General features: G+C 72.3%; 28 protein-coding genes and 1 pseudogene. 8 read left to right on the top strand and 21 right to left on the bottom strand.

Annotated elements, in window-relative coordinates; all coding sequences use genetic code 11:
- Window positions 1–212: 212 nt before the first annotated feature.
- The 3 genes from J2X49_RS09580 to J2X49_RS09570 form a co-directional block, all read right to left on the bottom strand.
- A complete protein-coding gene (locus tag J2X49_RS09580) occupies window positions 213–992 on the bottom strand; it encodes a phosphatase PAP2 family protein (protein ID WP_310125386.1) in 780 nt (259 codons plus the stop codon).
- Window positions 989–1,168 (bottom strand): hypothetical protein, encoded by a 180-nt coding sequence (locus tag J2X49_RS09575; RefSeq protein ID WP_246990940.1) that lies wholly within the window; start codon window positions 1,166–1,168, stop codon window positions 989–991. Before J2X49_RS09575 ends, J2X49_RS09580 begins: the two co-directional genes overlap by 4 nt.
- A gap of 188 nt (window positions 1,169–1,356) precedes the next feature.
- On the bottom strand, window positions 1,357–1,746 hold the full coding sequence (locus J2X49_RS09570) for a heavy metal-responsive transcriptional regulator (RefSeq protein WP_240240117.1): 390 nt from the start codon (window positions 1,744–1,746) through the stop codon (window positions 1,357–1,359).
- 93 nt (window positions 1,747–1,839) lie between these two features.
- Between J2X49_RS09570 and merA the strand changes: the two genes are divergently transcribed.
- Window positions 1,840–3,231 carry a mercury(II) reductase gene (gene merA, locus J2X49_RS09565; RefSeq protein ID WP_310125381.1) on the top strand — a complete coding sequence of 464 codons (1,392 nt, stop codon included), beginning with the start codon at window positions 1,840–1,842 and terminating at the stop codon, window positions 3,229–3,231.
- 206 nt (window positions 3,232–3,437) lie between these two features.
- Here merA and J2X49_RS09560 read toward each other — a convergent pair whose 3' ends face one another.
- From J2X49_RS09560 to J2X49_RS09530, 7 genes are all read right to left on the bottom strand, one after another.
- On the bottom strand, window positions 3,438–4,451 hold the full coding sequence (locus J2X49_RS09560) for an arsenic resistance protein (RefSeq protein WP_310125378.1): 1,014 nt from the start codon (window positions 4,449–4,451) through the stop codon (window positions 3,438–3,440).
- Window positions 4,448–4,759 (bottom strand): hypothetical protein, encoded by a 312-nt coding sequence (locus J2X49_RS09555; RefSeq protein WP_310125375.1) that lies wholly within the window; start codon window positions 4,757–4,759, stop codon window positions 4,448–4,450. The genes J2X49_RS09560 and J2X49_RS09555 overlap by 4 nt, the downstream gene beginning before the upstream one ends.
- A 167-nt stretch (window positions 4,760–4,926) precedes the next feature.
- Entirely contained in the window at window positions 4,927–5,382 is a 456-nt protein-coding gene (locus J2X49_RS09550; RefSeq protein WP_310125373.1) for a signal peptidase II, read from the bottom strand.
- A 101-nt stretch (window positions 5,383–5,483) separates the two neighbouring features.
- Window positions 5,484–6,092, bottom strand: coding sequence for a cadmium resistance transporter (locus tag J2X49_RS09545; RefSeq protein ID WP_310125371.1), 609 nt, complete (start codon window positions 6,090–6,092; stop codon window positions 5,484–5,486).
- Complete coding sequence (locus tag J2X49_RS09540; RefSeq protein ID WP_310125369.1) at window positions 6,093–6,746, bottom strand: cation transporter; 654 nt, start codon at window positions 6,744–6,746, stop codon at window positions 6,093–6,095.
- A complete protein-coding gene (locus tag J2X49_RS09535; protein WP_310125367.1) occupies window positions 6,743–7,096 on the bottom strand; it encodes a metalloregulator ArsR/SmtB family transcription factor in 354 nt (117 codons plus the stop codon). The genes J2X49_RS09540 and J2X49_RS09535 overlap by 4 nt, the downstream gene beginning before the upstream one ends.
- Before the next feature lie 240 nt (window positions 7,097–7,336).
- A complete protein-coding gene (locus J2X49_RS09530; protein ID WP_128189347.1) occupies window positions 7,337–7,870 on the bottom strand; it encodes a MarR family winged helix-turn-helix transcriptional regulator in 534 nt (177 codons plus the stop codon).
- Between the two features lie 126 nt (window positions 7,871–7,996).
- Between J2X49_RS09530 and J2X49_RS09525 the strand changes: the two genes are divergently transcribed.
- Entirely contained in the window at window positions 7,997–8,308 is a 312-nt protein-coding gene (locus J2X49_RS09525; protein ID WP_310125361.1) for a hypothetical protein, read from the top strand.
- A 28-nt stretch (window positions 8,309–8,336) separates the two neighbouring features.
- On the opposite strand, the gene J2X49_RS09520 is transcribed toward J2X49_RS09525, so the two are convergent.
- Together J2X49_RS09520 and J2X49_RS09515 are read right to left on the bottom strand one after the other, a co-directional pair.
- A complete protein-coding gene (locus J2X49_RS09520) occupies window positions 8,337–8,837 on the bottom strand; it encodes a GNAT family N-acetyltransferase (RefSeq protein ID WP_310125359.1) in 501 nt (166 codons plus the stop codon).
- Window positions 8,834–9,895, bottom strand: a complete 1,062-nt coding sequence (locus J2X49_RS09515) for a PLP-dependent aspartate aminotransferase family protein (RefSeq protein WP_246990942.1) — start codon at window positions 9,893–9,895, stop codon at window positions 8,834–8,836. Before J2X49_RS09515 ends, J2X49_RS09520 begins: the two co-directional genes overlap by 4 nt.
- Before the next feature lie 36 nt (window positions 9,896–9,931).
- On the opposite strand from J2X49_RS09515, the gene J2X49_RS09510 reads away from it, so the two are divergent.
- The 3 genes from J2X49_RS09510 to J2X49_RS09500 are packed head-to-tail and all read left to right on the top strand — an operon-like array spanning window position 9,932 to window position 13,028.
- On the top strand, window positions 9,932–11,038 hold the full coding sequence (locus J2X49_RS09510; protein WP_310125355.1) for a DNA glycosylase AlkZ-like family protein: 1,107 nt from the start codon (window positions 9,932–9,934) through the stop codon (window positions 11,036–11,038).
- Between the two features lie 20 nt (window positions 11,039–11,058).
- The gene (locus tag J2X49_RS09505; protein ID WP_310125353.1) at window positions 11,059–11,976 is read left to right on the top strand and encodes a diacylglycerol kinase family protein; all 918 of its coding nucleotides are present in this window, start codon (window positions 11,059–11,061) and stop codon (window positions 11,974–11,976) included.
- Window positions 11,973–13,028, top strand: coding sequence for a hypothetical protein (locus J2X49_RS09500; RefSeq protein WP_310125351.1), 1,056 nt, complete (start codon window positions 11,973–11,975; stop codon window positions 13,026–13,028). Before J2X49_RS09505 ends, J2X49_RS09500 begins: the two co-directional genes overlap by 4 nt.
- A gap of 59 nt (window positions 13,029–13,087) precedes the next feature.
- Here the strand turns inward: J2X49_RS09500 and J2X49_RS09495 are convergent, their stop codons facing one another.
- Window positions 13,088–15,097 (bottom strand): S9 family peptidase, encoded by a 2,010-nt coding sequence (locus J2X49_RS09495; RefSeq protein ID WP_310125349.1) that lies wholly within the window; start codon window positions 15,095–15,097, stop codon window positions 13,088–13,090.
- The gene (locus tag J2X49_RS09490) at window positions 15,097–15,888 is read right to left on the bottom strand and encodes an SDR family oxidoreductase (RefSeq protein ID WP_246990948.1); all 792 of its coding nucleotides are present in this window, start codon (window positions 15,886–15,888) and stop codon (window positions 15,097–15,099) included. The genes J2X49_RS09495 and J2X49_RS09490 overlap by 1 nt, the downstream gene beginning before the upstream one ends.
- Window positions 15,889–16,012: 124 nt before the next feature.
- Here J2X49_RS09490 and J2X49_RS09485 point away from each other — a divergent pair, with 124 nt between their 5' ends.
- The 3 genes and pseudogenes from J2X49_RS09485 (at window position 16,013) to J2X49_RS09475 (ending at window position 18,476) form a co-directional block, all read left to right on the top strand.
- Complete coding sequence (locus J2X49_RS09485; protein ID WP_225792717.1) at window positions 16,013–16,471, top strand: NfeD family protein; 459 nt, start codon at window positions 16,013–16,015, stop codon at window positions 16,469–16,471.
- Window positions 16,472–16,485: 14 nt separating this feature from the next.
- A pseudogene (locus tag J2X49_RS09480) lies at window positions 16,486–17,403 on the top strand (SPFH domain-containing protein); the annotation flags it as partial.
- Between the two features lie 332 nt (window positions 17,404–17,735).
- Window positions 17,736–18,476: a glycerophosphodiester phosphodiesterase family protein gene (locus J2X49_RS09475; protein WP_128189361.1), complete on the top strand. Its 741-nt coding sequence runs from the start codon at window positions 17,736–17,738 to the stop codon at window positions 18,474–18,476.
- A gap of 18 nt (window positions 18,477–18,494) precedes the next feature.
- Here the strand turns inward: J2X49_RS09475 and J2X49_RS09470 are convergent, their stop codons facing one another.
- The 7 genes from J2X49_RS09470 to J2X49_RS09440 are packed head-to-tail and all read right to left on the bottom strand — an operon-like array spanning window position 18,495 to window position 26,293.
- The gene (locus tag J2X49_RS09470; RefSeq protein ID WP_128189363.1) at window positions 18,495–19,223 is read right to left on the bottom strand and encodes a glycosyltransferase; all 729 of its coding nucleotides are present in this window, start codon (window positions 19,221–19,223) and stop codon (window positions 18,495–18,497) included.
- Window positions 19,216–20,790: an apolipoprotein N-acyltransferase gene (lnt, locus tag J2X49_RS09465; RefSeq protein ID WP_310125335.1), complete on the bottom strand. Its 1,575-nt coding sequence runs from the start codon at window positions 20,788–20,790 to the stop codon at window positions 19,216–19,218. Before lnt ends, J2X49_RS09470 begins: the two co-directional genes overlap by 8 nt.
- A 13-nt stretch (window positions 20,791–20,803) precedes the next feature.
- Entirely contained in the window at window positions 20,804–23,224 is a 2,421-nt protein-coding gene (locus J2X49_RS09460; RefSeq protein WP_246990953.1) for an RNA helicase, read from the bottom strand.
- A complete protein-coding gene (tatC, locus tag J2X49_RS09455; protein ID WP_310125328.1) occupies window positions 23,221–24,006 on the bottom strand; it encodes a twin-arginine translocase subunit TatC in 786 nt (261 codons plus the stop codon). The genes J2X49_RS09460 and tatC overlap by 4 nt, the downstream gene beginning before the upstream one ends.
- Before the next feature lie 3 nt (window positions 24,007–24,009).
- Complete coding sequence (locus J2X49_RS09450; protein WP_128189367.1) at window positions 24,010–24,276, bottom strand: twin-arginine translocase TatA/TatE family subunit; 267 nt, start codon at window positions 24,274–24,276, stop codon at window positions 24,010–24,012.
- A gap of 26 nt (window positions 24,277–24,302) precedes the next feature.
- Window positions 24,303–25,247, bottom strand: coding sequence for a YafY family protein (locus J2X49_RS09445; protein WP_128189368.1), 945 nt, complete (start codon window positions 25,245–25,247; stop codon window positions 24,303–24,305).
- A complete protein-coding gene (locus J2X49_RS09440; protein ID WP_310125319.1) occupies window positions 25,244–26,293 on the bottom strand; it encodes a WYL domain-containing protein in 1,050 nt (349 codons plus the stop codon). The genes J2X49_RS09445 and J2X49_RS09440 overlap by 4 nt, the downstream gene beginning before the upstream one ends.
- Window positions 26,294–26,299: the final 6 nt, after the last annotated feature.

Here is a 26,299-nt window from a genome sequence, read left to right as displayed (position 1 = left end):
GAGGGCTCCGTCGCGGGTGCCGAGCTCGGCGCCGCGTCGCCGGAGGGCGGCGGAGCGGACTCACCGCTGGCGGAGCAGCCCGCGAGCGCCAGCGCGGCGGCTGCCAGGAGGGCGGTGATCGATGCGGATCGAGGTGTCATGGCGGTGCTCCCTTGTCGGTGGGTCCACAGCGGTTCGGAGCCGCGGGCCGCAGGGATGGGTCAGGGGATGGGTCAGGTGCCGTCGCGCTGGGCCGTCGAGAGCGGTCCGGTGATCGGCTCGCCCTTGACCCGGGCCGTGCGGAGGGTGTCCACGACGATCACGATCGCGAGGATCACGAACGACAGGCCGACCGACGCGATGACGTCGGTGAGCCAGTGGTAGCCGAGGTACAGCCGGCTGCCGATCTGCGCCACGATGCCGACCGCGGCGAGCGCGAAGAGGCCGATGCGCAGGGGGATGTGCCGCTGCCGCGAGGCGATGAGGTAGGCGCTGATGAGGAGGAAGTCGGATGCGCCGAGCACGTGCCCGGAGGGGAACGAGAAGGTGTGGTCGGCGCCGAGCACCATGAGGTCGATCGGGGGGCGCGGGTGCTGCACGAGGGGAGCGATGGAGAGGGCGCTGATCACGCCGAGCGCCATGCCGCCGCACAGCACGAGCGGGCGCCAGGCGTGGCTCGCGAGGATCGTCCAGCCGATGCAGACCACGAGCACGATGATGGGCATCGCGACGGGGCCGAAGACGTACGCGAGCACCGACATGGTGACGGTCTCCGCGTCGTCGCGGGCGTCGACGAACCACTGCTGCACGGGCTCGTTGAGCCTCGCGGCGCCCGAGTCGGTCAGCACGCCCACGAGCATCACCGTGAAGATCGTGAGGCCCACGACGGCGAGCGCGATGGCGCTGCCGTAGAGGGTCCGCCGCTCCGAGCGGGAGATGTAGCGCTCCTCGACGAGGAACTTGCGACGCCACTCGGCGTCGAGGATGCGCGGGCTGCGGGTTGCTGCGGTCACCGGCTCAGCGTAGGGCCAGGAGCCGGCTCGGCTCGCTCCGTGAGCGTCGACGCGAACGCGCCGATGAGCGCGAGCGCGGCGAGCGTGACGATGCCGGTCGCGCCGAGGATGAAGAGGTTCATGGGGTCGTCGAGCGCGATGGTCGCGTCGTGGACGGATGCGGCGATGCGGAGCACGGGGGCCTGCCTTCCTGGTGGGTGGTCACGGTAGCCCGCGGGGCTGGGGGATCTCGGGGAGGCCTCGCCGGCACTCGACTGGATATCGGAGATATCAACCCAGGTCGTGAACCTGAGCACAGAGTCGCCTCGAGCAGCCCGCACCGGTCGTCATGCGCTACCGCCGCGGGCTTATGGCCACGAAGGGCTCACAGGTAGCGGCATACGTCCTTGGACTGGCATTCGGAGGGGTTGGCTTGTGCGGCGCCGTCTCGGAGGTGGGCGACGTTGGTGCGGAGCGCTTGTAGGTCGGTGATCTGCTGGTCGAGGGCAGTGAGGCGGATGTCGAGGAGCTCCTTGACGTGGTGGCACGGGGCGGTCCCGGTATCTCGAATATCGAGTACCTCGCGGATCTGAGCGAGTGTGAGTCCGGCGGCGCGCCCTCGCCGGATGAAATCCAGCCTGGCGATGGCCTCTTGGTCGTAGTCGCGGTATCCGTTGACGGTCCGTTCGGGGGGCGGCAGCAGTCCGCTGTCCTCGTAGAACCGCAGGGTCTTGGTGGTCGTGCCAGTGGCCTCGGCGAGTTCACCGATTCGCATGGCGGTCTCCGCTCTCGGTACTTGACCTTCTACTGCACTGGAAGGTCCATGGTGGGTGATGGATGGGCGAATACCAAACCGGAGGAGATCGAGATGAGCGCGGAGTACGACGTTGACCTGGCCGTCATCGGGTCGGGAGGGGCCGCGATGGCAGCAGGTATCGCGGCCCGCAAGGCGGGCGCCGAGGTCGTACTGATCGAGCGCGGCGCTCTGGGCGGGACCTGTGTCAACGTCGGCTGTATTCCGTCCAAGACCCTGCTGGCCGCTGCCGGGACCCGGCACAGTGCGCTAACCAACCCGTTCGACGGCGTTCCCACCTCCGCGGACGGCGTGGACCTGGACGCCCTGGTGGCGCAGAAAGCTGAGTTGATCGACCGACTCAAGCAGCACAAGTACACCGAGGTCGCTGAAGCGTGGGGGTTCCCGCTGATCTCAGGTGAGGCTCGATTCGCCGACAAGGACACGGTGGAGGTCGACGGGAAGCCGCTGCGGGCACGGTCCTACGTGATCGCGACCGGTTCGCAGCCCACGGTGCGCGGCATCGACGGGATCGAGGACGTGGAGTACTTGACGTCGACGACTGCGATGGAACTGACCGAGGTGCCCGAGTCGCTGGTGATCATCGGTGGCGGCTATGTCGGGATGGAGCAGGCCCAGCTGTTCGCGCACCTCGGCGCTCGCGTGACTGTGATCGGGCGCCTGGCGCCGCGCGCAGAGCCGGAGTTGCGCGAGGTCATGGCCGGTGTGTTCGCCGATGACGGTATCGCCGTGATCGCCGAACACGCGACCGGCGTCGAGACCGCCGAGGAAGGCGGCGTCAGAGTGATCACCGCGTCTGGGAACCAGGTGACTGCGGAGCGACTGTTGGTGGCGACCGGCAGGCACTCCGACACCATCACGTTGAGTCTCGCGGCAGCTGGCGTCGACACCGACGCCCGGGGCTTCGTCGTGATCGACGAACACCAGGCCACGTCCAACCCGCGGGTGTATGCAGCGGGCGACGTTGCGGGCACTCCGCAGTACGTGTACGTCGCCGCCGCCTCTGGACGGGTCGCCGCCGTCAACGCACTCGCCGACGGTGGGACAAAGCGTGAGACGGTGGACTACACCGGCCTGCCGGCGGTGATGTTCACCCGCCCACAGTTGGCCTCGGCAGGGCTCACTGAGAAAGAAGCGCTTGAGCAAGGCCACCCGTGTGCCTGCCGAACTTTGGCTTTGGAGGACGTGCCGAGAGCACTGGTGAACCGCGACACTCGCGGCGCGCTGAAACTGGTCGCCGACGCCAGCACCGGCAAGGTCCTAGGCGTCCACGCGGTCGCCGACGGAGCGGGCGAGATCATGCTCGCCGCCACTTACGCGATCAAGGCCGAGATGACCGTCGACGACCTCGCCGACACCTGGGCTCCCTACTTGACCATGGCCGAGAGCCTGCGGATCGCCGCCGGGCTGTTCCGCAACGAACTACCCACCTCCTGCTGTGCCTGACCCGACCCGGGCCGCACCGGCCGGGCCGCAGGACGCCGGGTTGGTGCATTGTCTGCATCACCTATGAGCGGTGGGCGCTCGTTAAGAGTCCACCACGCACGGAAAACGCCCGGTCAGCAGGTTTTGGTGGGATTTGTTTGCTGACTTGGGCCTCAGGGAGAGCGGGGCCGGAGCTTCGGTATCAACTTGTCTGGATACCGGGGATATCAACGTACGTCGTGAGCTCCACGCGACGATGAGCCGCGCCCACGATTGACACGCTCTGGGATGAAGCGTGGCACCAGCCGCACGAGCACCACCATGGCCACCAGCTCGACGAGGGTTTGGGTGACGACGGCGAGCGGGGCGATGCCGAGTGTCGCGGGCAATGCCAGTGCGAGCGGGAGGACGACGAGCGAGTTCCTGGTCGCAAGCGAGAAGGCGACCGCCCGCGTTCCAGGGACGTCGAGCCGGGCCATGCGGCCCGCGAGCAGGCCGAGCATCACCGCGACGACGACGAACGCCACGTAGAGCGGCACGACGCGGATGAGGGCGCCGATCTGCGAGCCAACGGCGCCGATCTGCGACCCGACGACGGTCGCGAGCGTGAGCATCATGAGCGGCACCATGGCGGCGGCCATGACCGTCTCGACGACTCGGCCGAAGCGGTGTCGCTTCGCGAAGGCCTGGACGATCGCGGCCGCGGCGAGCGGGATGACGATGAGCAGCAGGAAGGCCTCTGCGAAGGGGCCGACGTCGATGACATCGAGCACTTCGGTTCCGACGAACAGCAGCAGGTAGAGCGGCAGGAGGAGGATCTGCACCAGCATCAGCAGGGGAGCGGCCGCGAGCAGGCGTGCGCGTGCGCCGCCGGCGAGGCCGGTGAAGACGATCACGTAGTCGATGCACGGCGTCAGCAGCACCAGCAGCACGCCGAGCAGTAGGCCGCGGTCGTCGGCGACAAATCTCGATAAACTCCACGCGAGCACAGGAACCACGACGAAGTTCGCGCCGAGAATCGTCACGAGGAATCGGGCGTCGCGGAACGATCGCCCCACCTCGACGAGCGGTACGCCGAGGAAGGTCGCGAAGAGCAGCAGCATCAGCACTGGCTCGATCGCGTGCTCCAGCGTGGGTGCGACCGAGGGGGAGATGAGTCCGACCGCTGCGCCGACGGCGATCGCGGCGAGGTAGATCGGAACCTGGTGTTGGTCCCGGGCCTGCACCAGACGCGGCGTCATCCGGTGTGGGGGAGCTGTCCGGTGATCTCCGCGAGCATCGACGCACCTTCTGGAGGCGTGCGCATCGCGAGCACAAACATCTCGCCGCGCAGCGCGAGATCGAACGCGAAGAACGGACAGCACGCTTGCTCATCGGCGGCGACACGTGCCGCCGACGCGACGACCGCGATCGGGAGCAGATACTGCAGGCCGCCGTCGACCACTTCGGGCTCGGCGCCCTCGAGCAGCGAGCGCCAGCGATCCACCCGGCCTTGCATGCCGGCACCGAGCGAGCAGGCAACCGCCGGAGAAGAGGGCTGGTCGGTCATGGGTGCAAGATTACGCTCACGCCGCTCGGCGCGCTGGCACACAGGAGAGGGTCGGGAGCCGAACTAGTTAGATATCACGAATTCGACTGGATATCAGGGATATCAACTCACGTCGTGAGCTCCCGTGCTCGGGCTCTGCCGAGCACTCTCCGGCCAGGTGCTGATGATTAAGGCTTCATGGGCTTACCTGTGAAAGCGAACGCAATGCAGAGGGCCAGGCCGCCGAACACGAACACGTCTGCAAAGTTTCCGATGAACCAGTCGGCGTAGGCGATGAAGTCCACGACGTGACCTCGGCCCGGTCCAGGGTGGCGCGCCAGCCGGTCGATGACATTCCCCAACGCCCCACCGAGGATGAGGCCGAGGCCGACCGCCCACGGCAGTGACGTGGTTCTCCAGGTGAGCCAGGCCGCGACCATGGTGCCCGCGGCGGCGAGGACGGTGATGAGCGGCGTTGCGGTGGCGCCGAGCGAGAATGCTGCTCCTGGGTTGAAGGTGAGCTGGATCGCGAGCATGTCCCCCAGGAGCGGATGTCGCTCGCCGATAGCGAGGGTCGCCTCAGCCCAGAGCTTGCTGAGTTGATCAATCGCGACGGCGGCGAGCGCAGTGATGTAGCCGACCATCGTGACTCGCCACAGTCGAGGTCTCCTGTCTGGTGGGGCGGTGTCCCCTGGGGCGGATTGTGTCGCTGCGTGTGTCGGCGAGTTGCTGCTGGTGACCGACATCAGGCCAGTGCCTCGAACAGGCGGGGGATGACGCCGGACTCGATCAGGATGAACAAGCCCAGGCCGATGAACACGACGGGGACCAGCCAGTGCTCGATCCGCTCGAGGCCCTCGGTGACGGCCTTGTGCGTGCCGATGAGTTTGCCGAGGAGGCACCAGACGCTCACCAGAGCGAGGAATACGACGATGGTGATGGCGGTGTCCGCGGGCGAGATGGTTCGGAACACCGGCGTGTAGAGGCTGATGTTGTCCGCGCCATTCGCGATGGTGACTCCGGCGATGCCGAGCAGGCCGAGGTTCTTCATCGCCGACTCGTCAGGATCTGCATCGTCACGGTCGCGCAGTCCCCGGATGAGTCCGATCACACCGATCAGCAGCGGGATGAGGCCGAGGAAGCCGACCCACTCGTCCGGGACGATCGTAAGCCCCAGTGCCGCGACAACGCTGATCGCAACGAGCGTCGCGAATCCCAGATATTGGCCGAGAACGATCTGCCAGGGCCGGGGCCCGCCGCGGGACGATGCCAGGAAGAGCACGGTGAGTATGACGATGTCGTCGATGTTGGTTGCCGCGAACATGCCGATCGCGGACGTAATGGTCGCGAGCATTTAGATCTTCTTCGTCTCGAGCTCGCCAAGGACCTCGAAGGGCGATTCGACCTCGCCGCGCCACGCCTCGACGCCTTCGCGGATCGCGAGCCCAGCGACGATCAGTGCAGCCACGGAGTCTGCCCACATCCAGCCGAAGAGCAGGTTGAGCAACAGGCCGATGAGGACCGTGCCCGACAGGTAGATGCACAGGAGCAACTGCTTTGCGTCCGCCTGCACGCTGCGCGAACCGAGCTCACGGCCAGTGCGGAACTCGAACCAGGCCAGAGCCGGCATGACGAGCAGGCTGAGAGTGGCGATTCCGATGCCCAGTGGGCTGTGATCGACTTCTTCGATTCCGGTCAACGTGAACACCGCGTCGATGATGACGTACGCGGCGAGAGCGAAGAACGCGATGCCGATCGCGCGGACAGTCGCCTTCTCCCACCGCTCCGGATCCTTCCGGGTGAACTGCCATGCGACCGCGGCAGCGGAGAGCACTTCAACGACTGAATCGAGACCGAACCCGATCAGAGCGGCTGAAGAGGCCATCGAGCCCGCCCAGATCGCGACGATCGCCTCGATGACGTTGTAGGTGATCGTGAATCCGACGATCAGTCGCACTCGGCGGTGCAGGGTGCTCCGTCGCTCCTCGGTCAGCGTCTCCGCGCTCATCGGGCCGTCTCGCAGCAGCCGGGGACAGGGCACTCCGGATCGAGGCATGGCGCCTGTTCGTCGACAGCCAAGGTCACCTCAACTAGCGCAGTCAGCGCCTGCGCGAGGTGCGGGTCGGCGATCTGGTACCGCGTCTGGCGGCCCTCAGGCTCGGCCACGGCGATGCCGCAGTCACGTAGGCAGGCTAGGTGGTTCGATACGTTCGAGCGTGTTAGGTCGAGCTCGCGCGCAAGGACAGCGGGGTAGTTCGGCGCCCGCAGCAAGCTCAGCAAGATGCGGGAGCGCGTCGGGTCCGCCAGTGCCCGGCCCAGCCGATGCATCACGTCCAGTCGATTCGCAATAGTCAGCACACACTGACTATACAGCAGTCACTGACGCTCGCGGCATCGAAGCGTCGCGCGGCAGTGCGCGCCGCGCGCTGCCGCAGATTCTTACAGCGGCATGCGCGGGGATCGGCCGCCTGCTCGTCGCTCCGCCTGCGGGTTTCGGCGAGTGCGCGGGGGATACCAGAAGGGCGTGAGGGCTTCGTACCCTCTTCGATCCGACATAATGTGCATTATCGGCGCTTGACGCAGGAGCGCCGGACGGGGCTAGGCGGTCAGCACGGGTGCCGGGGCCGGCTCCTCGTGCTCGTCGACCTGCTCGACGGCCGCGACCATCCGCTGCAGGAAGCTCGCGACGGCGAGGCGCTCGGTCTCGTCCATGCTGTCGATGACGTCGATCATGCGACGGTGCATCGCGCCGAGCGTCGCCCGCACCTCGGTGTCGGTGTCGGTCGTCGGCACGACGATCGTCGCGCGCCGGTCGTCGGGATGCGGCTCGCGGCGCACGTGGCCGCTGCGCACCAGGCGGTCGACGAGTGCCGTCACCGACGGCGACGCGAGCCCGAGGGCGTGCGCGAGGTCGCGCTGCCGCATGAGCTCGCCGCTGCGCTGCGTCTGCAGCAGGATGCGCAGCGCGAGCAGGTCGGTCTCGCCCATACCCATCGACGAGCGCGTCCGGGCACGCATCGCGCCCTCCGTCGCGCGGTACCGGCGCAGCAGGTTCAGCACGTCGACGCTCGTCGGCACGCCGTGCTGCGGGTACCAGTAGCCCGAGCCCTCGTTCGACTCCGCCTGCCGCATCTCCGCCTCCGCTCCCGTGCGCCGCGTCCCCCGGGCCGTGCCTGGGAATCCGCTGTCAGGTCCGACTATACCGTTCGAGCGTGATACATTTCGATCGTCGAACTAACGAATCTCGAAGGAGCGGTCATGACCGACACGATGGCAAGGCCGAACCGCTCCGAGACGATCGATGCGCCCGCCGTGACGTGGGCCACGCCCGGCAACGGCCTCTGGGTCGCGAGCCGCGCCGACGACGACGGCCTGACGTTCCTGGGCTTCGTCGAGGAGAGCCTCGAGGAGTTCGTCGCGGTCGACGGCGCGGGCGCCTCGCTCGGCCGCTACCCCGACCTCGCGGCGGCGCAGGCGTCGTTCTCGGTCGACGACGCGGCACCGACCCGCGACGGCTGGGACGCCGCAGGCGCCCGGCTCGTGCGCCCCTCGCGACTGCGGCTGGGCTGAGCGCCGCTCCCCCGGCGCCCGCGGCTGCTCAGCGGCCGGCGAGCTCCGCGAGCCGCTCGCCCGAGAGCCGCTGCGTCGTCCACTCCGACATCGGCTCGGCGCCGATCGAGCGGTAGAAGGCGATCGAGGGCGCGTTCCAGTCGAGCACGGTCCACTCGAAGCGCCGATACCCCCGCTCGAGGCACTCGGCCGCCAGCGCCGCCATGAGCGCGCGGCCGTGGCCGCGCCCGCGCATCCGCTCGTCGACGTAGAGATCCTCGAGCCAGATGCCGTGCATGCCCGTCCAGGTGGAGTAGGTCACGAACCAGATCGCGATGCCGACGATCGCGCCGTCGTGCTCGACCACGTGCGCGAAGACGCGCGGCTCGTCGCCGAAGAGGGCCGCCGTGAGCATCGGCGCGGTGTTCTCGACCGCGTCGGGCTCGCGCTCGTAGCGCGCGAGCGCCTCGATCATCGCGAGGATGCCGGGCTCGTCGCCGGGCCGCGCGGGGCGCAGCACCGCGCCATCGGCGAGCGCGCGCGCCGTCATGCCGCCAGCGCCCGCAGCAGGTCGTCGGCGAGGTCATCGATGTGCTCGATGCCGACCGAGAGGCGGATGAGCCCCTCCGGGATGGTCGGCGCCTCGGTCGCCCACCGGCGCCGACGCTCGAGGGTGGACTCCACTCCCCCGAGGCTCGTCGCCGGGATCCACAGGCGCACGCGCTCGACGACGCGGTCGGCGGCCGCCGCATCGGCGAGCACGATCGCGAGCACCGTCCCGAACCCGGGATCGCGCACCTCGACGACGCCTGGCGCATCCGCGAGCCTGCGCGTGAGCTCGCGCGCGTTCGCCTGCGCGCGCTCGAGGCGCACCGAGAGGGTGCGCAGGCCCCGGAGCGCCAGGAACGCCTCCATCGGGCCCGGGATCGCGCCGTGCAGCCCGCGGTGCTGGCGGATGCGCTCGGCGAGGTCGGCGCTGCCGGTCGCGACCGCGCCGAGCACGATGTCGCTGTGCCCGGCGATGAGCTTCGTCGCGGAGTGCACCACGACGTCGGCGCCGTCCTCGAGCGGCCGCTGCACGAGCGGCGACGCGAACGTGCTGTCGACGACGCTCAGCGCGCCGGCAGCCCGCGCCGCGGCCGCGAGCCTCGCGATGTCGGCGACCTCGAGCGCGGGGTTCGTGGGCGACTCGATCCACACCATCGCCGCGCCGGGCATCGCGGCCTCGACGGCGGCGGCGTCGGCGATGTCGACCCGACGCACCTCGAAGCGGCCCTCCGCGGCGCCGGTGTCGAGCAGCATCAGGGTGTGCTGGTACGCGTGCTGCGGCACGACGACCGCGCCGCCGTGCGGCACGAGCGCGGCGACCGCGCTCACCGCGGCCATGCCGCTCGCGAACGAGATGCACTCGCCGCCCTCGAGCGCACCGAGCGCCTCCTCGAGCGCCGTCCACGACGGGTTCCCGTAGCGCGCGTACTCGAGCTCGCCGCCGGCGACGAACGCGCTCGCGAAGGTCACCGGCTCGTTGAAGGGGGCGCCGGGCACGTGGGCGGGGCGGCCAGCGCTCACCGTGACGGTCTCGGGACGGAGCGCAGCGCGATCAGACATGGCACCATCCTGGCACCGCGGCACTACCGTCGACGCATGGCCGAGCCGCGCACGATCCCGCGCGCCGAGGCGCGCCGCATCGCGGTGCGGGGGCAGCTGCTCGACGCCGACCGCGCGCTCGTCGGCGGCTCCGACGACCTCGTCGACGTGGCGCGGCACCTGACGCTGCTGCAGGTCAACGTCACCGACATCGTGATGCCCGCCGCCGAGCACGTCGCCTGGTCGCGGCTGGGGCACGCGATCGACGCCGGCGCGGTGCGCCGGGCGGCCGAGGTGGAGCAGTCGCTGTTCGAGTGGATCCTGCAGCCGTCGCCGCGCGAGCCGCACGCGGTCGCGCTCGTGCCGACGGCCGACCTGCCGCTGCACCGGCCCGAGATGGCCGCGGCCGCCGCACGTGGCGGCGAGTGGCTCGACCAGAACGCCGGCTTCCGCCAGCGGCTGCTCGAGCAGCTGCGCGCCGACGGCCCGCTCCCCCAGCGCGAGATCGACGACACCGCCGACGCGCCCTACGCCTCGAGCGGCTGGAACACCGGCCGCGACGTCGCCATGATGCTCGAGCACCTGCTGCGCGCGGGGCTCGTCGCGGTCGCCGAGCGCGCCGGCCTCGAGCGGGTGTGGGACCTCGCCGAGCGCGTGCTGCCGCCGGGTCCGTCGCTCGACGCGGCCGAGGCCGCCGCGGAGCGCGACCGCCGGCGGCTGCGCTCCCTCGGCATCGCGCGTCCGGCCCTCGTCGGCGACGCGGGCGTGCCGGTGCTCGTCGAGGGCACGCGGCGCGAGTGGCGGCTCGACGAGGCGGCGACCGCGGAGGGATTCGCCGGGCGCGTGGCGATCCTCTCCCCCGTCGACCGCCTCATCGCCGAGCGGCGGCGCATGGCGGAGCTGTTCGCCTTCGACTACGCGCTCGAGCAGTACACGCCGGCGGCGAGGCGACGCTGGGGCGCCTTCGCGCTGCCGATCCTCGACCGCGACCGGCTGGTGGGCAAGGTCGACGCGCGCACCGACCGCGACGCGGGCGCGCTGCGCGTGGCGCGCATCCACTGGGACGCGGAGCCCGACCGGCGCCTGCGGCGCGCCGTCGACGCCGAGCTCGAGTCGATGGCGGCGTGGCTCGGCGGCAGGCTGGTCGTCGCCGACGCGGGCTGAGCGCTCGCTAGCCTGGCCGCGTGCCCGAGCTCGTCGTCATCGGCAACCCCACGGCCCGCGGTGCCGCGCGGGCCGTCGACGCCGTGCTGCGCGAGGCGGCGCGCGCGGGCCTCGACGCGCGGGTCGCTGCGACCACCGCGGCCGAGCCGGGCGGCCCGCAGGCCCGCGCGGCGCTCGCAGCCGGGGCGGATGCGGTCGTGGCGGTCGGCGGCGACGGCACGGTCCGTGCGATCGCGGCCGAGCTCGCGCACACCGGCATGCCGCTCGGCATCGTGCCTGCCGGCACGGCCAACCTGTTCGCGAGGAACCTCGACCTGCCGCTGCACGACGTCGCCGCCGCGGCGCGCGTCGCGGTCTCCGGCCCGACCGCGCACATCGACCTCGGCCGCGTGGTGCTGACGCGCGCCGGCGGCGAGCGCGAGCCGGAGGCGCCGTTCCTGGTCGTCGTCGGGGTCGGGAACGACGCGCTCGCCGTCGAGGCGTCGTCGCTGCGCGCGAAGCGCCGGCTCGGCTGGCTCTCCTACGTGGCCGCGGGCGCGCGCCGCCTCGGGCACCCCAGCTTCGCCGTGCGCGGCCGCTTCGACGGCGGCCCGGTCGAGGCGGCCCGCGCGTGGAGCGTGCTCGTGCACAACGCCGCGCGCATCCCCGCGGGGCTGCGGGTGCTGCCGGGCACCCGGCTCGACGACGGACTGCTGCACGTGGCCACGGTGAGCCCGCGCCACCTGGCGCACTGGGGCCGCATCGCCGCTGCGGGCGCGGGGCTTGCGCGCGCGGAGGGCGTGCTGCGGCACCGGCGCGCCGAGCGGGTGACGCTCGGCGCCGTCGACGCCCCGATGCCCGTGCAGCTCGACGGCGACCCGGCGGGCAGGGCTGAGCGGATCGACGCGCGCATCGATCACGCCGCGCTCAGGGTGCGGGTGCCAGGATCGGAGCCGTGAATCCCTCCGAGGCCCTGGCCAAGCTGCGCGCGACCCCCGAGGGCGCGCTCGAGTCCGTGCTCGCCCAGATCGACCTGCAGCGCACGATCGACGCCATCGCCGGCAACCTCCTCACGGGGCTCCTGCGCCGACGGGAGCGGCGCGAGCTCGTGCAGCTGCTGTGCGTCGACCGCTCCGCCGAGCTGAGCCCCGCCATGCGCGCGCGCATCGTGCACGCGCTGCGCGGCCTGCCGCTCGATCCGACGGTGTCGCACGGCGTGCGCAGCATGCTGCTGTCGCTCACGGGCGAGCCGTTCCGCGACATGAAGTACCTGCTGAACGCCTCCGGCGACCGGCACGACCTCGAGCACGTCGTCTACGAGCGGCTGCTGCCCGCCGACCGCGAGGCGGTGCTCGCCCACATCGCCGCCGAGGCCGCCGACTCCCCCGTCCACGACCTCCGCATCCTGTGCGACATCGACGACACGGTGCGCGCCATGCTGCACGAGACGCGCTACCCGCGCGGCATCGTCTACCCGGGCGTGGTCGAGCTGCTCATCGAGCTCGACGAGGGCCACTCCGGCGAGCCGTCGCGCCCCGGCGACCTGACGTTCGTCACCGCGCGCCCCGAGGGGCCCCGCGGCCTCATCGAGCAGTACACGCGCGGCGGGCTCGCCGACCTGGGGCTGCCGCCGCACGCGGTGCTCGGCGGCTCCTTCCTCAACCTCTTCACGAAGAAGTCGATCAAGCAGCGCAAGCTGCAGAACTTCGACCGGGAGCGCGAGCTGTTCCCCGAGTGCCGCTTCATGTTCCTCGGCGACAGCGGCCAGGCCGACCCGCAGGTGGGCGCCGAGATGCTGCGCCGCGGCGCGGGCCTCGGCGTGGCAGTGCTCATCCACGAGGTCGTGCCCGTCGAGGGCGCGGCGCGCGCCGAGCTCGAGGCCGCCGGCATCCGCTTCCACTCCTCCTACGACGAGGCGGCGCGCATCGCGCACGAGCTGGGCCTGCTCGACGACGAGGGCCGCGACCGGGTCGTGGCCGCGGTCGCCGACGGGGTGCAGCCGACGGCATAGCCCGGGCCGCCTAGCCCCGCCGCGCGAGCGATGCCGCTCGACGGGGCCGGCCGTCCCGCCTACTGCCCGTGGTTCTGCTGCGTCGGCAGGTGCTTCGCCCACCACCGCAGCACGTGCTCGAAGCGCTCGACGCGGTGCCGCGGCTGGCCCGAGCGCGTCAGCTCGTGGTTCTCGCCCGGGAACAGCAGCAGCGCCGTCTCGACCCCGTTGCGCTTGAGGGCGGCCCAGTAGCGCTGCGCCTGCTCGGGCGGGCACCGCCAGTCCTGCTCGGAGTGCACGACGAGCGTCGGCGTCCGCACGTCCCCGACGCGCGCCATCGGGCTCTGCGCCCGCATCGCATCCGGGTCGGTGCCGGTGTACTCGCCGCCGAAGAACCAGCCGATGTCGCTCGTGCCGGCGAACGACTCGGGGTCGAGGAAGCCGCGCTCGACGATCGCCGCCGCGAAGCGGTGGTCGTGCGCGATCGTCCACGCCGTCAGGTAGCCGCCGTACGAACCGCCCATGATGCCGAGCCGCTCGCGGTCGAGCTCGGGGTGGGCGTCGATGGATGCGTCGAGGAAGTCCAGCACGTCGTGCATGTCGGCCGTGCCCATGGCCTGGCGGATCGCGATGCCGTGCTCGCGGCCGTAGCCGGCCGAGCCGCGCGGGTTGCACTGCACGACCGCGTAGCCCGCGTCGACCGCGACCTGCGCCTCGTCGAACACGCCCACGCCGTACTGCGCGAACGGCCCGCCGTGGATGTTCAGCAGCACGGGATGCGGGCCCTCGCCCTCGGGCACCCAGACCCAGCCGTGCACCGTGCCGCCGTCGCGGGTGGGGAACTCATGCTCGACGGGCGCGGCGACGCCGGCCTCCGCGAGGGGCGCGCCGAAGTCGGTGAGCACGGTCACGCCGCGGTCGTCGAGCACGGCCACCTCGCCGGCGGATGTCGGCGTCGCGACGGTCGCGACGGTGACGCCGTCGCCCACGCCGTGGCCGATGACCTCGACGTCGCCGCCGATGAGCTCCTTCGAGCCGCCGCCCGTGACGTGCACGAGCACGACGCGGCCGCGGCGGCGCTGCTGCACGAGCACGCCGTCCTCGACGACGGTCGCGTGGCTGCCCGGCTCGCCCAGGTCGACGGTGTCGCCCTCGGTGACCTCCTCCGGGTGCGCGCCGGGGTGCTCGAGCACGAACAGCTGCGTGCTGCGGCCGACGAAGTCGCGACCGGACTCCCCCATCTGCTGCGCGAGCAGCACGAAGCCGCCGTCGGGCGTCGGCTGCACCTCGGCCACCGAGAGCCCCGCGCGCGAGCTGAGGATCGTGTGCGGCTCGCCCTCGGCGACGCCCGCGTCGAACTCGACGACCGCGTTCAGCAGGTCGTCGTCGCGGGTGTCGTGGCGCGCCGTGATGCACAGCACGCGCTCGCCGTCGGCCGAGAAGGCCGGCGCCGAGTGGTCGAACTCGCCGTGGCTGAGGCGGATGGCCTCCGGCGCGTGCGGGGCGTCGTCGATGCGACCCGGCTCGTCGTGCGGGTGCGCGGCGCGCTCGTAGCGGGGCTCGCCGTCGAGGTCGGGCAGCGGCGCGACGAACAGGTGCGACCGGCGGCCGATGAGGCTGCCGGTGCCGTTCGCCTGGTTGCGGTTGCGCGTGATGAGGCGCGCGGGCTCCTGCGAGGCGCTCACGCCCTCGACCGAGCCGTAGCGGCCCGGCTCGAGCACGGCCGCGGTGAACGCGATGCGGGTGCCGTCGGGCGAGACGGCGTACTCGAGCACGCCGCCGGGCTGCGCGGTGGCCTGCACCGGCTCGCCGCCGTCGACGCGCATCGCCCACACCTGCGGCTTGCCGGCATCGTCGTCGCGCACGAGCAGCAGCGTGCCGCCGTCGGGCGTGAGGCGCGGCGAGCGGTCGGCGACGCCGCCGGTGATGCGGCGCCGGGCGCCGTCGCGCAGCGACACGCGCCACAGCTGGCCGACGTTGCGGTTGGCGCGGAGGCTCGGCCTCGAGGCGGCGACCACGGCGTACTCGCCGCTCGGGTGGACGGCCGGGCGGGAGAGCGAGACGAGGCGCTCGATGTCGTCGGCGCGCATCAGGCCTGCCCTCCCTCGTCGGTCGCGAAGCCGGAGACGTCGCCGACGAGGCGCGTGCTGTCGGCGGGCACTGGCTCGACGGCGGCGAGCGCCACCTCGCGGGCGAACTCCTCGACGTTGTAGAGCCGGCCGGCGTCCTCGCGGCGGCTCGCGATCGCGCCGGGGTTGGCGCGCTCGAGCAGGGTCGCGGTGATGGTGCCCTCGATCATGTCGCCCGAGACCACCACGAGCTCGATGCCGCGCTCGGCGAGGGCGGGGATGCGCTCGCGGAGGGCGTCCTCGCCCGCGCGCTTCGACAGCGCGACGGCCTCGTACTCGGGCATCGTCGGCGTCGTGCGGATGAAGTGCGCCTGGTGGCTCGTGACGAAGACGACCCGCGCGCCGTCGCGCAGCACCGGCACGGCCGCGTCGAGCAGCGCGACCTGCGCGTCGCGGTTGAGCCGCATCGCGTAGTCCTCGCCCATGCCGGCCTCCATGCCGCCGGAGGCGTTCATGACGAGGATGTCGAGGCCGCCGAAGCGCTCCTCGGCGGCGGCGAACATCGCCGCGACGCTGGCGGCGTCGGTCAGGTCGGCCTGCACGGCGATCGCCTGCACGCCCTGGGCCTCGGCCGCGGCGACGACCTTCTCGGCGCGCGGGGCCTTGGCGCGGTAGTTGACGACCACGTCGGCGCCCGCGCGGGCCAGCAGGTCGACGGTCGCGGCGCCGATGCCGCGGCTCGAGCCGGTGACGAGTGCGGTGCGGCCCGACAGCGAGCCGGGTGCGAGGGATGCGGAGGCGGGATCGGGCACGGGAGCTCCTTCGGTTCCCCACGACACTACTGGGCCGCCCGTGCGAGATGGGCCGGGGCGCGAGGCGCGGGCGGGCAGCCGCGCGCCTGCCCCGGACACAGCATCCGCTGACTACGCTGGCGACGTGGACCTCATCCAATACGCATGGATCGCGTGGCTCGTGGTGGCACTCGTGTGCTTCATCATCGAGATGGTCACGCTCGAGTTCACGTTCCTCATGATCGGGATGTCGTCGGTGGTCGGCCTCGTCTCGAGCATCACCGGTCTCCCCTGGTGGGCGCAGATCCTGATCGCCGCCGCGTCGGCCCTGCTGCTCCTGCTGCTCGTGCGGCCCAAGCTGCTGCAGCGCCTCCACGAGTCCGGCGAGGTCAACAAGCAGGGCATCGAGGCCCTGCTCGGGATGCCCGGCGAGGTCACCCGCTCGTTCGAGCGCGGCGCCGGCGAGGTGACGCTCGCGAACGGCGACACCTGGACCGCCCGCCTCTCCCCCACCGTGCAGCCGCGCGACCCCGACGTCGGCGAGCGCATCGTCGTCACCGCCATCGACGGGGCGACGGCGATCGTCGTCCCCGCCCAGCGATAGACCAAGGAGACCCCATGCCGATCGACGGAGGATTCATCCTCGGAGTGTTCCTGACGATCGTGGTGATCCTCGTCGTCCTGTTCGTGCTCGTCACGCTCTTCAGGTCGATCCGGATCATCAAGCAGGGCTTCACCGGCGTGGTCGAGCGGCTCGGCCGCTTCCACCGGGTGCTGCAGCCAGGCCTCAACTTCCTCGTGCCGTTCATCGACCGGGTCGCGTACCACGTCGACATGCGCGAGCAGGTGCGCTCGTTCCCGCCGCAGCCGGTGATCACCGAGGACAACCTGGTCGTCTCGATCGACACCGTCGTCTACTTCCAGGTCACCGACGCGCGAGCGGCGACTTACGAGATCGCCGACTACCTGTCGGCCGTCGAGCAGCTCACCACCACGACGCTCCGCAACGTCGTCGGCGGCATGAACCTCGAGGAGGCGCTGACCAGCCGCGACACGATCAACGGCCAGCTGCGCAACGTGCTCGACCAGGCCACCGGCAAGTGGGGCCTGCGCGTCGGCCGCGTCGAGCTGAAGGCGATCGACCCGCCCCACTCCATCCAGGACTCGATGGAGAAGCAGATGCGCGCCGAGCGCGACCGCCGCGCCGCGATCCTCACCGCCGAGGGCTCGAAGCAGTCGCAGATCCTCGAGGCCGAGGGCCTCCGCCAGTCCGAGATCCTCCGCGCCGAGGGCCAGGCGAAGGCCCAGGTGCTGCGCGCCAAGGGCGATGCCGAGGCGCAGGTGCTGCTCGCGAAGGGCGAGTCGGAGGCCATCGAGCGCGTCTTCGCCGCCATCCACGAGGGCGACGCCGACGACAAGCTGCTCGCCTACCAGTACCTCCAGACCCTGCCGAAGCTCGCCGAGGGCGACGCCAACAAGCTGTGGATCATCCCGTCCGAGCTCACGGATGCCCTGCAGGGCGTGGGACGCGGGTTCTTCGAGGGCCGCGCCCAGGTGCCGTTCCAGAAGCAGAAGGGCAAGCACTCCGACGCCGCCGAGCCGTCGATCCTCGACGAGACCTTCCAGGCCGACTCCGTGAGCGACGTCGAGGTGCCGTCGATCGCCGAGACGCTGCAGGCGTCGGGCATCGACCCGCAGGGCGCCGGGCAGACCGACGCGGTCTCCTCCTCGACGTCGCTCGCCGACGAGACGCCCGACGCCGACTACGGCGAGGCGCTCGAGGCGGCCCGCGACGCGGCCGCCGACCTGCCGCGCGCCGACGGCGACGACCCGCGCGGCGCATCCGACGGCAGCGGGTCGCCCCGGCAGTGACCTACCTCACCCCGGCCCCGCCGCGGGTGCTCGCCCACCGCGGGCTGGCGCTCGAGGCGCCCGAGAACACCATGCGCGCCTTCATCGCGGCGCTCGACGCGGGGGCGACGTTCCTCGAGACCGACGTGCACGCGACCGCCGACGGCGTCGCGGTCATCGCGCACGACCCGAGCCTCGACCGCGTGGCCGGGCGCGACATCGTGATCGAGCAGACGCTCTGGCAGGACCTCGCCGAGATCGACCTCGGCCAGAGCGAGGGCGTGCCGGGCCTGCGCGAGGCGCTGCTGGCGCTGCCCGACGCGCGCTGGAACATCGACCTGAAGTCGGATGCGGCGGTCGTGCCGGCGGTGCGCGCGGTCGTCGAGGCCAAGGCCGCCTCGCGCGTGCTCCTGACCTCGTTCTCCGAGCGGCGTCGGCGCCAGGCGCTCGCCCTGCTGCCGGAGGTCGCGACGAGCGCCTCGCAGCCGATGGTGGTGCGCGCGCTCGCCGCGCAGCGGCTCGGGCTGCAGCGGGCGCTCGCGCGCGTGCTCGAGCCGGTCGAGGCGCTGCAGGTGCCGCGGCGGCACCGCGGCATCGAGATCCTCACCGAGCGCAGCATCGCCGCGTTCCGCGCGGCGGGCGTCGAGGTGCACGCGTGGACGATCAACGACCCGGCCGAGATGCAGGAGCTCCTCGCGATGGGCGTCGACGGGATCGTCACCGATCGCTGCGACCTGGCGCGGCCGCTGCTGCCGTAGGCGGATCGGCGCGCGGGCTCAGCGCGGCGGCTTGGGCAGGGCGCGCACGCCCGCGAGGCCCCACTTCGTGACCGCGCCCAGCGTGCCGAGCTCCTCGGCCACGCGCATCTTCGAGCTGCCCACGGCGCGCTCGATGAAGCCGATCGGCACCTCGGCGATCGTGCCGCCGGCCTGCGCGACCCGCACGGCCATCGCGATCTGGAAGGCGTACGCGTCGACCTGGATCGCGTCGAGGTCGAGCGAAGCCAGGATGCGCGTGCGGTAGACGCGCAGCGAGCTCGTGAGGTCCTGCACGTCGGTCTGCAGCATGGCGCGCGCGTAGGCGTTGCCGAGCTGCGCGGCGAGGCGGCGGCGCACGCCCATGTTGCGCACGTCGCTGCCCTCCACGAAGCGCGAGCCGATGACGAGGTCGACGCCCTCGTTCGAGACCGCGAGCAGCTCGGGCAGGCCGTCGGCGTCGTACGAGCCGTCGGCGTCGGTGACGACCACGCGGGTCGCGCCGCGCGACATCGCGAAGCGCATCCCCTCGATCACGGCCGAGCGGTACCCCCGCTCGGAGCGGTGGATGACGAGCGTGCCCGCGTCGTGCTTGGCGAGCCGGTCGGCGAGCTCGCCCGTGCCGTCGGGGCTGCCGTCGTCGACGATCACGAGCTCGGCGTGCGGCACCGACTGGCGCAGCCGCCCCACCGTGCGCTCGAGGCCCTCGACCTCGTTGTACGTGGGCACGACGATCATCACGTCAGGCATCCGCCCGTCCCTTCCGTTGTACGAGGTGCGCGGCGCCGAGGCCCGCGAGCGCGAGTGCGGCGCCGATGGAGAGCGCCAGGTCGATCCATGCTCCCAGACGGATGCCCGGGGTGACGGTCGTCGACAGCGGCAGCTCCTCGAGCATCGCACCCGGCTCGTACTGCGGCAGGCGGTCGAGCATCGTGCCGTCGGGGGCGATCACGGCGCTCGTGCCGACGGTCGAGATGTTCACGAGCGCGCGACCCGCCTCGACGGCCCGCAGCTGCGCGATCGCGAGCTGCTGCACGTTCTCGGCGGAGCCGCGGCCGAAGTCGGCGTTGTTCGTGGGCGCGAGGATGATCTCGGCGCCGTGGTCGAGCACCATCTCGCGGGCGAGCGCGTCGTCGACGATGTCGAAGCAGATCGCGACGCCCGCGATCGTGCCCGCGACGTCGAAGGCGTTCGCGCTCGTGGGGTCGACGCTGTAGTCGCGCGGGATGAGCTCGAGGAACCCGAGGGCGTCGAGGATCGGCGCGAGGACCTCGCGCTGGGGCAGGTACTCGGCGAAGGGCACCGGGTGGCGCTTGCGGTACTCGGCGACCGCGCCCTCCCCCGGTTCGACCTGCAGCAGCGCGTTGTAGGTGTCGTCGCCGTCGCGGGTGACCGTGCCAACCACGAGCGGCGCGTCGAAGCCGGTCGCGATGCGGTCGAGGGTCGCCATCGTGCGGGGCGACTCGTCGGCGAAGAACTCCGCCGCGTTCTCGGGCCACACGAGCAGGTCGAGCTCCTCGCCGCGGAGCGCCTCGGTCGCGTCGACGTGCTGCTGCAGGATCTCGCCCGGCGTGTACGGCGCGAGCAGCCCCGCCTCGCTCGCGCCCTGCACCGCGCCCACGCGCAGGCTGCCGCTGCGCTCGACCGGGAACGCGGGGATCGCCACGAGCAGGATGAGCGCCGCGGCGCCGATCGTGAGCCGGCGGCGGAGGATCGTGCGGTGGTGGAGCACGAGCTGCAGCACGAGGGCCGACGCCGTCGCGACGAGGAAGGTGAGGCCCGTGAGGCCGACCCAGCTCGTCGTGTCGGCGAGCGGGCTCGAGGCCTGCGAGTGCGCGAGCCTGCCCCAGGCGAAGCCCCCCCAGGGCACCGTGGCCGACGCGCTCTCGCGGAGCGTCCAGACGGCGCCCAGCAGCGCCGGGAGGCCGAGGAACGAGCCCACGGGACCGCGCATCCGCGGCTCCCCCCAGCGCCACGCGAGGGCGAGCGCCATCCCGCCGAGGCCCCACCAGGTCGCCATCCACGCGGTGAGGGCGATGAGCGGCACGGGGCCGAGGTACACGGTGATCCACTGGATGTGGAGCAGGAAGAAGAGCGCGCCGGTGACGAAGCCGATGCCGAAGGCGGCCCCGAGGGTGCGGCCGCGGAGCGCGACGAGGGCGAGCGCGACGGCCGGCAGGATGAGCGGCCACCAGTCGAACGGCTGGAAGGCGAACGGCATGACGGCGCCCGCGGCGATCGCCGCCGCCCAGGCGTAGGCGGTCGGGAGCGGCAGGCGGGCGCGGGTGCGGCGCGCGGTGGCGCTGCCGACGGTCACGGGCGCGCGCCCGTCACAGCGCCGACCCCGACGCCTCGACGACGCCCCGGCGGATGCGGTCGACGGCCTCGGCGGCGGTGCGCGCGAGCCGCTTGGGCGCCACGTGCTCGAGCTGCTCGAGCACGTCGATCGTCTGCTTCGTCCATCGCACGAAGTCGCCCGCGGCGAGCTCGGTGTCGCGCAGCACGTGCTCGAGCGGGTAGCCGCGCGCCCACCGGTGCATCGCGAGCGTGAGCCCCGTCTGCAGCGGCTCGGTGCCCGGCATCCGGTGCGCCTGCTCGAGGTCGTCGAGCTGCGCCCACAGGCGCTGCGTCGCGTCGAGCGCGTCGAGGAACGGCCCCTTCGGCAGCATCCGCTCGGGCAGCATGCCGTCGTCGCGCCGGCCCTCGTAGACGAGCGCGCACGCGATCGCGGCGAGCGCGGGCGCGTCGAGCCCGCTCCAGAGGCCGCGGCGCAGGCTCTCGGCCGTCAGCAGGTCGCGCTCGCCGTAGATGCGGCGCAGCATGTCGCCGGCGGCCGAGACCCGCTCGCCGTGCTCGGTGCGCTCGAGGTAGCCGAGCTCGCGGAGGATCTCGGCGATGCGGTCGAACGCCTGCGCGATCTGGCCGGTGCGGCGCTCGATCTGCCGCTCCGCCTTCTCGATGTCGCGCCGCAGCCGCCAGTAGCGCTCGCCCCAGCGGGCGTGCTGCTCGCGCTCCGGGCACGCGTGGCACGGATGCGCGCGCATGGCGGCGCGGAGGCGCTTCAGCCGCCGCTGGTTGCGCTCGTGGTCGCCGTGGCTGACGCCCTGCCGCTGGTCGTCGCGCTCGAGCTCGCTCGCCTCCCGGCGCAGCTCGGCGTACTCGGAGAAGTCGCCCAGGTGGCACGTCATCGACGACTCGTACGCCGTGAGGCTCTCGCGCTGGTCGACGACCCGCCGGGCGAGCTGCACGACCGAGCGGTCGGCCTGGAACTGCGCGAACGACGTCTCGAGCACCTCGCGGGTGCCGACGACGCCGAGCCGGTCGACGAGGTTCACGGCCATGTTGTACGTCGGGCGGAAGCTCGAGTGCAGCGGGTAGGTGCGGCGCGACGCGAGCGACGCGACCTCGACCGGCTGCAGCGCCCCGTTCCAGATGACGACGCCATGCCCCTCGGTGTCGATCCCGCGGCGGCCCGCGCGGCCCGTGAGCTGCGTGTACTCCCCCGGCGTGATGCGCACGCGCGCCTCGCCGTTGAACTTCTCGAGCTGCTCGAGCACCACCGTGCGGGCCGGCATGTTGATGCCGAGGGCGAGCGTCTCGGTCGCGAACACGACCTTCACGAGGCGTGCGCGGAAGAGCTCCTCGACGACCTCCTTGAACACCGGCAGCAGGCCCGCGTGGTGCGCGGCGACGCCGCGCTCGAGCCCGTCGAGCCAGTCGAAGTAGCCGAGCACGCCGAGGTCGGCGTCGTCGAGCAGGCGGCAGCGCTCGTCGACGATCGCGCGGATCTCGGCGCGGTCCTCGGGGGTCGTGAGCCGCACCCCGCCCTCGACGACCTGCCGGACGGCCGCGTCGCATCCGGCCCTGGAGAAGATGAAGTCGATCGCCGGCAGCATCTCGCGCTCGTCGAGCATGGCGATGAGCGCGACGCGGTCGACGCGGCCGCCGAAGCCGCCGCGGCCGGGCGGCGCGGGCCGGCGGCCGCCCTTCGGAGGTCGCCGCGAGCGGTAGCGGTTGTGGCCGCCCCGGTCGCGGTGGCCGTGCGCGGCCGAGTCGGCGACGTCGCCGCCGCGCGCGAGCTCGACGAGCTCGCGGCTCGGCCGGTGCGACTCCTCCGCCGCCTTCGAGTCGAAGAGGTCGACGAGGCGTCCGCGGATGTGCACGTGGGCGTCGAGCGGCACCGGCCGGTGCTCGCTGACGATCACGCGGGTGTCGCCGCGCACCGCGTCGAGCCACGCGCCGAACTCCTCGGCGTTCGACACCGTCGCCGAGAGCGACACGAGCCGCACGTGGCGCGGGAGGTGGATGATGACCTCCTCCCACACGGCGCCGCGGAAGCGGTCGGCGAGGTAGTGCACCTCGTCCATCACGACGTACTCGAGCGCCGAGAGGTCGCGGCCCTCGTAGAGCATGTTGCGCAGCACCTCGGTCGTCATCACGACGATGCGGGCGTCGCCGTTGATCGACGTGTCGCCGGTGAGGAGGCCGACGGATGCGCTGCCGTAGACCTCGGTGAGCTCGCGGTGCTTCTGGTTGGAGAGCGCCTTCATCGGCGTCGTGTAGAAGACGCGGCCGGTGGGCGCCTCCATGGTGAGGTGGATCGCGAACTCGGCGACCACCGTCTTGCCGGCGCCCGTCGGGGCGGCGACGAGCACGCTCGAGCCTGCCTCGATCGCCTCGCACGCCTCGCGCTGGAACGGGTCGAGGCCGAACGGCATCGCGCGGGCGAACGCGTCGGTGGCGATGCTCATGCGTCCACCTTGGCAGCAGCGCGCTTCTCGAGCCTGCGGTCGTGCCAGATCGCGATGCCCGCGGCGCCGAAGTAGAGCGCCAGCATGGGGATCGCGAGGAGGAACATGCTCATCACGTCGGCGGCGGGCGTCGCCATGGCGGTGAAGAGCGTGATCGCGATGACCGCCCAGCGCCAGGCGCGCAGGATGCCGCGCCCGGTGACGACGCCGGCGAAGTTGAGCACCACGAGGAAGACCGGCAGCACGAAGCCGACGCCGACCGCGAGCAGCAGCTTGAAGGCGAAGTCGTAGTAGATCGTGGCGTCGAGGTACGACAGCGACCCGACCGGCGCGATCTGCACGAGCAGCTGCACGATGTGCGGGAACACGAACCAGCCGGCGGCGCAGCCGGCGAGGAACAGCGGCAGCGCGGCGGCGAGGAAGCCGAAGACGTACTTGCGCTCGTTGCTGCGCAGCCCGGGCAGGAAGAAGCGGATGAGCTGGTACAGCCAGACGGGGCTCGCGACGATCACGCCCGTGGTGATGGCGATGCGCAGCTTGAGGTCGAACGCCTGGGTGACGGTCGTGTACAGCAGGTCGGTGATGCGGCCCTGCTCGGCGAGCTCGGTGAGCGGGCGCTGCAGGATCTCGAGCAGCCAGTCGACCACGAAGAAGCCGGCGACGGTGCACGCCAGCACGGCGGCGGCGGAGATGAGCAGGCGACGGCGCAGCTCGACGAGGTGCTCGCCGAGGCGCATGCGGCCCTCAGCGTTGCGGGTGCCGCGGGCCCGGGACCGGGCCATCGGCTAGCGCTGGTCGCTCGTCGAGTCGCTGCCCGGTGCCGAGGTGGAGCGGTCGGTGCCGGTCGCGGGGCCGGAGGGCGTGCCGGTGCCGGTGGGACCGGGGGTGCCGGGCCGCGCCTCGTCGTCGGAGCGCATCTCCTTCTTCAGGATCTTCGCCGACTTGCCGAGGCTCTCGGCGAGCGCGGGCAGCTTCGTGGATCCCCACACCAGCAGCACCACGATCAGGATGATGAGCAGGTGCCAGCCGTTGAACGCGTTCCCCAATGGCATGGCGTCCCCTTCCGTCGGACTCCAGTCTAGCGGCCGTCGGCGGCCTCGGCGGCGGCGCCGAGCGCCGCCTCGGCGAACCGGTGCATCGCGGCGCGCAGGCTCGGCGGCGCGACGATCTCGGCGTCGCCGCCGCACGCCGCCACCGCGCGCAGCACGCTCGCCTCGCTCCACACCTCGATGTCGAGCCGCACGCGCTCCCCGTCGATCGAGACCGGGGCCGAGGCGGCGTAGTCGGCGAGCATGGCGGCGGCTGCGCGCGTGGCGACGACTTGCGCCGTGCCCGTGACGTGCCGCTCGTGCGCGGGCAGCGCATCCGGCCATGCGTCGTCGGCCGGCTCGAGCCGCTCGATGCGGTCGAGGCGGAACGTGCGCATCGCTTCGCGGTCGAGGTCGACGCCCTCGACGTAGACCTGCCCCTCGCGCAGCTCGAGGCGGGTCGGCGCCACGCGGCGGCGCGAGGAGCCCTCGTCGGGCTTGCGGTAGTCGAGCTCGAGCACCTGGCGGCGGCGGATGGCGTCGCGCACCTGCTGCGCGAGCCGCGGCGCGCCGAGCGCGTCGACCGCGACCGTGTCGGCGCCGCGCGACGCGGCGCGGCGCAGCTTGGCGCGCAGCGCCTCCACGCGCTCCGGCGAGGCGTCGGTGTAGCCGGCGACGAGGGTGAGGCCGGCGATGAGGGCGCTCGCCTCGCGGGGCGAGAGGCGCACCGTCTCGTCCTCGAAGGCCGGGCGCATCGTCACCGAGATGACGTCCTGCTCCTCGAACGCGTCGAAGTCGATGTCGAAGCGGATGAAGTCGCCGGCGCCGTCGGGCACGCCCGCCATGAACACGCGCTGCACCGCCTCGCGGATCCGCTCCTCGTCGACGCCGAAGTGCGCCGCGGCCTCGGCCACGGTCGCCGAGCCCGAGGCCGAGACGTACTGGATGAGCGACAGCAGCAGGCCGATGCCGCGCTCGACGCGCGCGGCGCTCACGCCTGCTCCCGGGAGGCGTGGGCGGGAGCGGATGCGGGCGCGTGGGCGTCGCGGATGCGCTCGAGCCGCTCGCGCACGAGGTCGCGCAGCTCGTCGGGCCGGACGACCGCGACGTCGGCGCCGAAGCCGGCGAGCTCGTCGGCGATGAGGTGGCGGTCGGCGTGGTGGATCACGAGCAGGCCGTCCTCCTCGGCGGTGCCGGGCCGGTGGCGCAGCCGGATGTCGGCGTCGCTGCCGGGCACGGCGCGCACCGCGACCGTGGCGCCGCGCCAGATCTCCTCGAGCTTCTCGAGCGCCGCCGCCGCGGCATCCGCCGGCGCCTCGAAGGGCTGCTTCGCGGCGCGGTCGTGCACGGGCGAGACGATGCGCTGCATGAGGAACGTGCGGGCGTCCTCGGCGCCGAGGTCGTGGCCGACGAGCATCCAGCGCCCCCGGAAGAGCACCGTCGCCCACGGCTGCACCGTGCGCGTGCGGGGCGAGCGGTCGCCGGGCTTCAAGTAGTCGAAGACCACCTCGCGGCCGCGGTCGGCGGCGCGCTTGAGGGCCTGGAAGGCGCTCTCGCGGGGCCGCTGGCGCGGCTGCAGGACGGATGCGGCGCTCGCCTCGGGCTCGTCGGTGCGGCCGGGGGTGCGCTCGAGCGGCAGCCCGCCCCGGAACTCCGGGTCGGCGCGCAGCTTCAGGGCTGCGCGCTGCGCCTCCTCGGTGAGGCCGCCCTCGTGCCAGATGCGCAGCGCGAGGTCGAGCAGCTCGCGCTCCTCGGCGTCGAACTGCAGCTCGGCCGGGTCGCCCAGCACGCCGTCGAGCACCCGGTAGCGGGCCTCGTGGTTGCTGTCGTCGCCCGGGGGCTGCACGACGTCGATGACGATGCCGTGCTCGCGCAGCGCGTCCTTGTCGCGCTCGAACATCCGCTCGAGCGCCTGGCCGGCGCTCTGGCCCTGGTAGCCGGCGACGCGGGAGAAGAGCTCCTGCTTCGTGAAGCCGGTGCGCGTGTCGACGAGCGCGAGCAGGAGCGAGAACTGGCGCTCCTCCGCCTCGATCCTCTGCATCGGCCC

The organism is Agrococcus sp. BE272 (assembly GCF_031457935.1).
Lineage (GTDB): Bacteria > Actinomycetota > Actinomycetes > Actinomycetales > Microbacteriaceae > Agrococcus > Agrococcus sediminis.
This window is presented reverse-complemented; position numbering and strand designations above follow the sequence as displayed.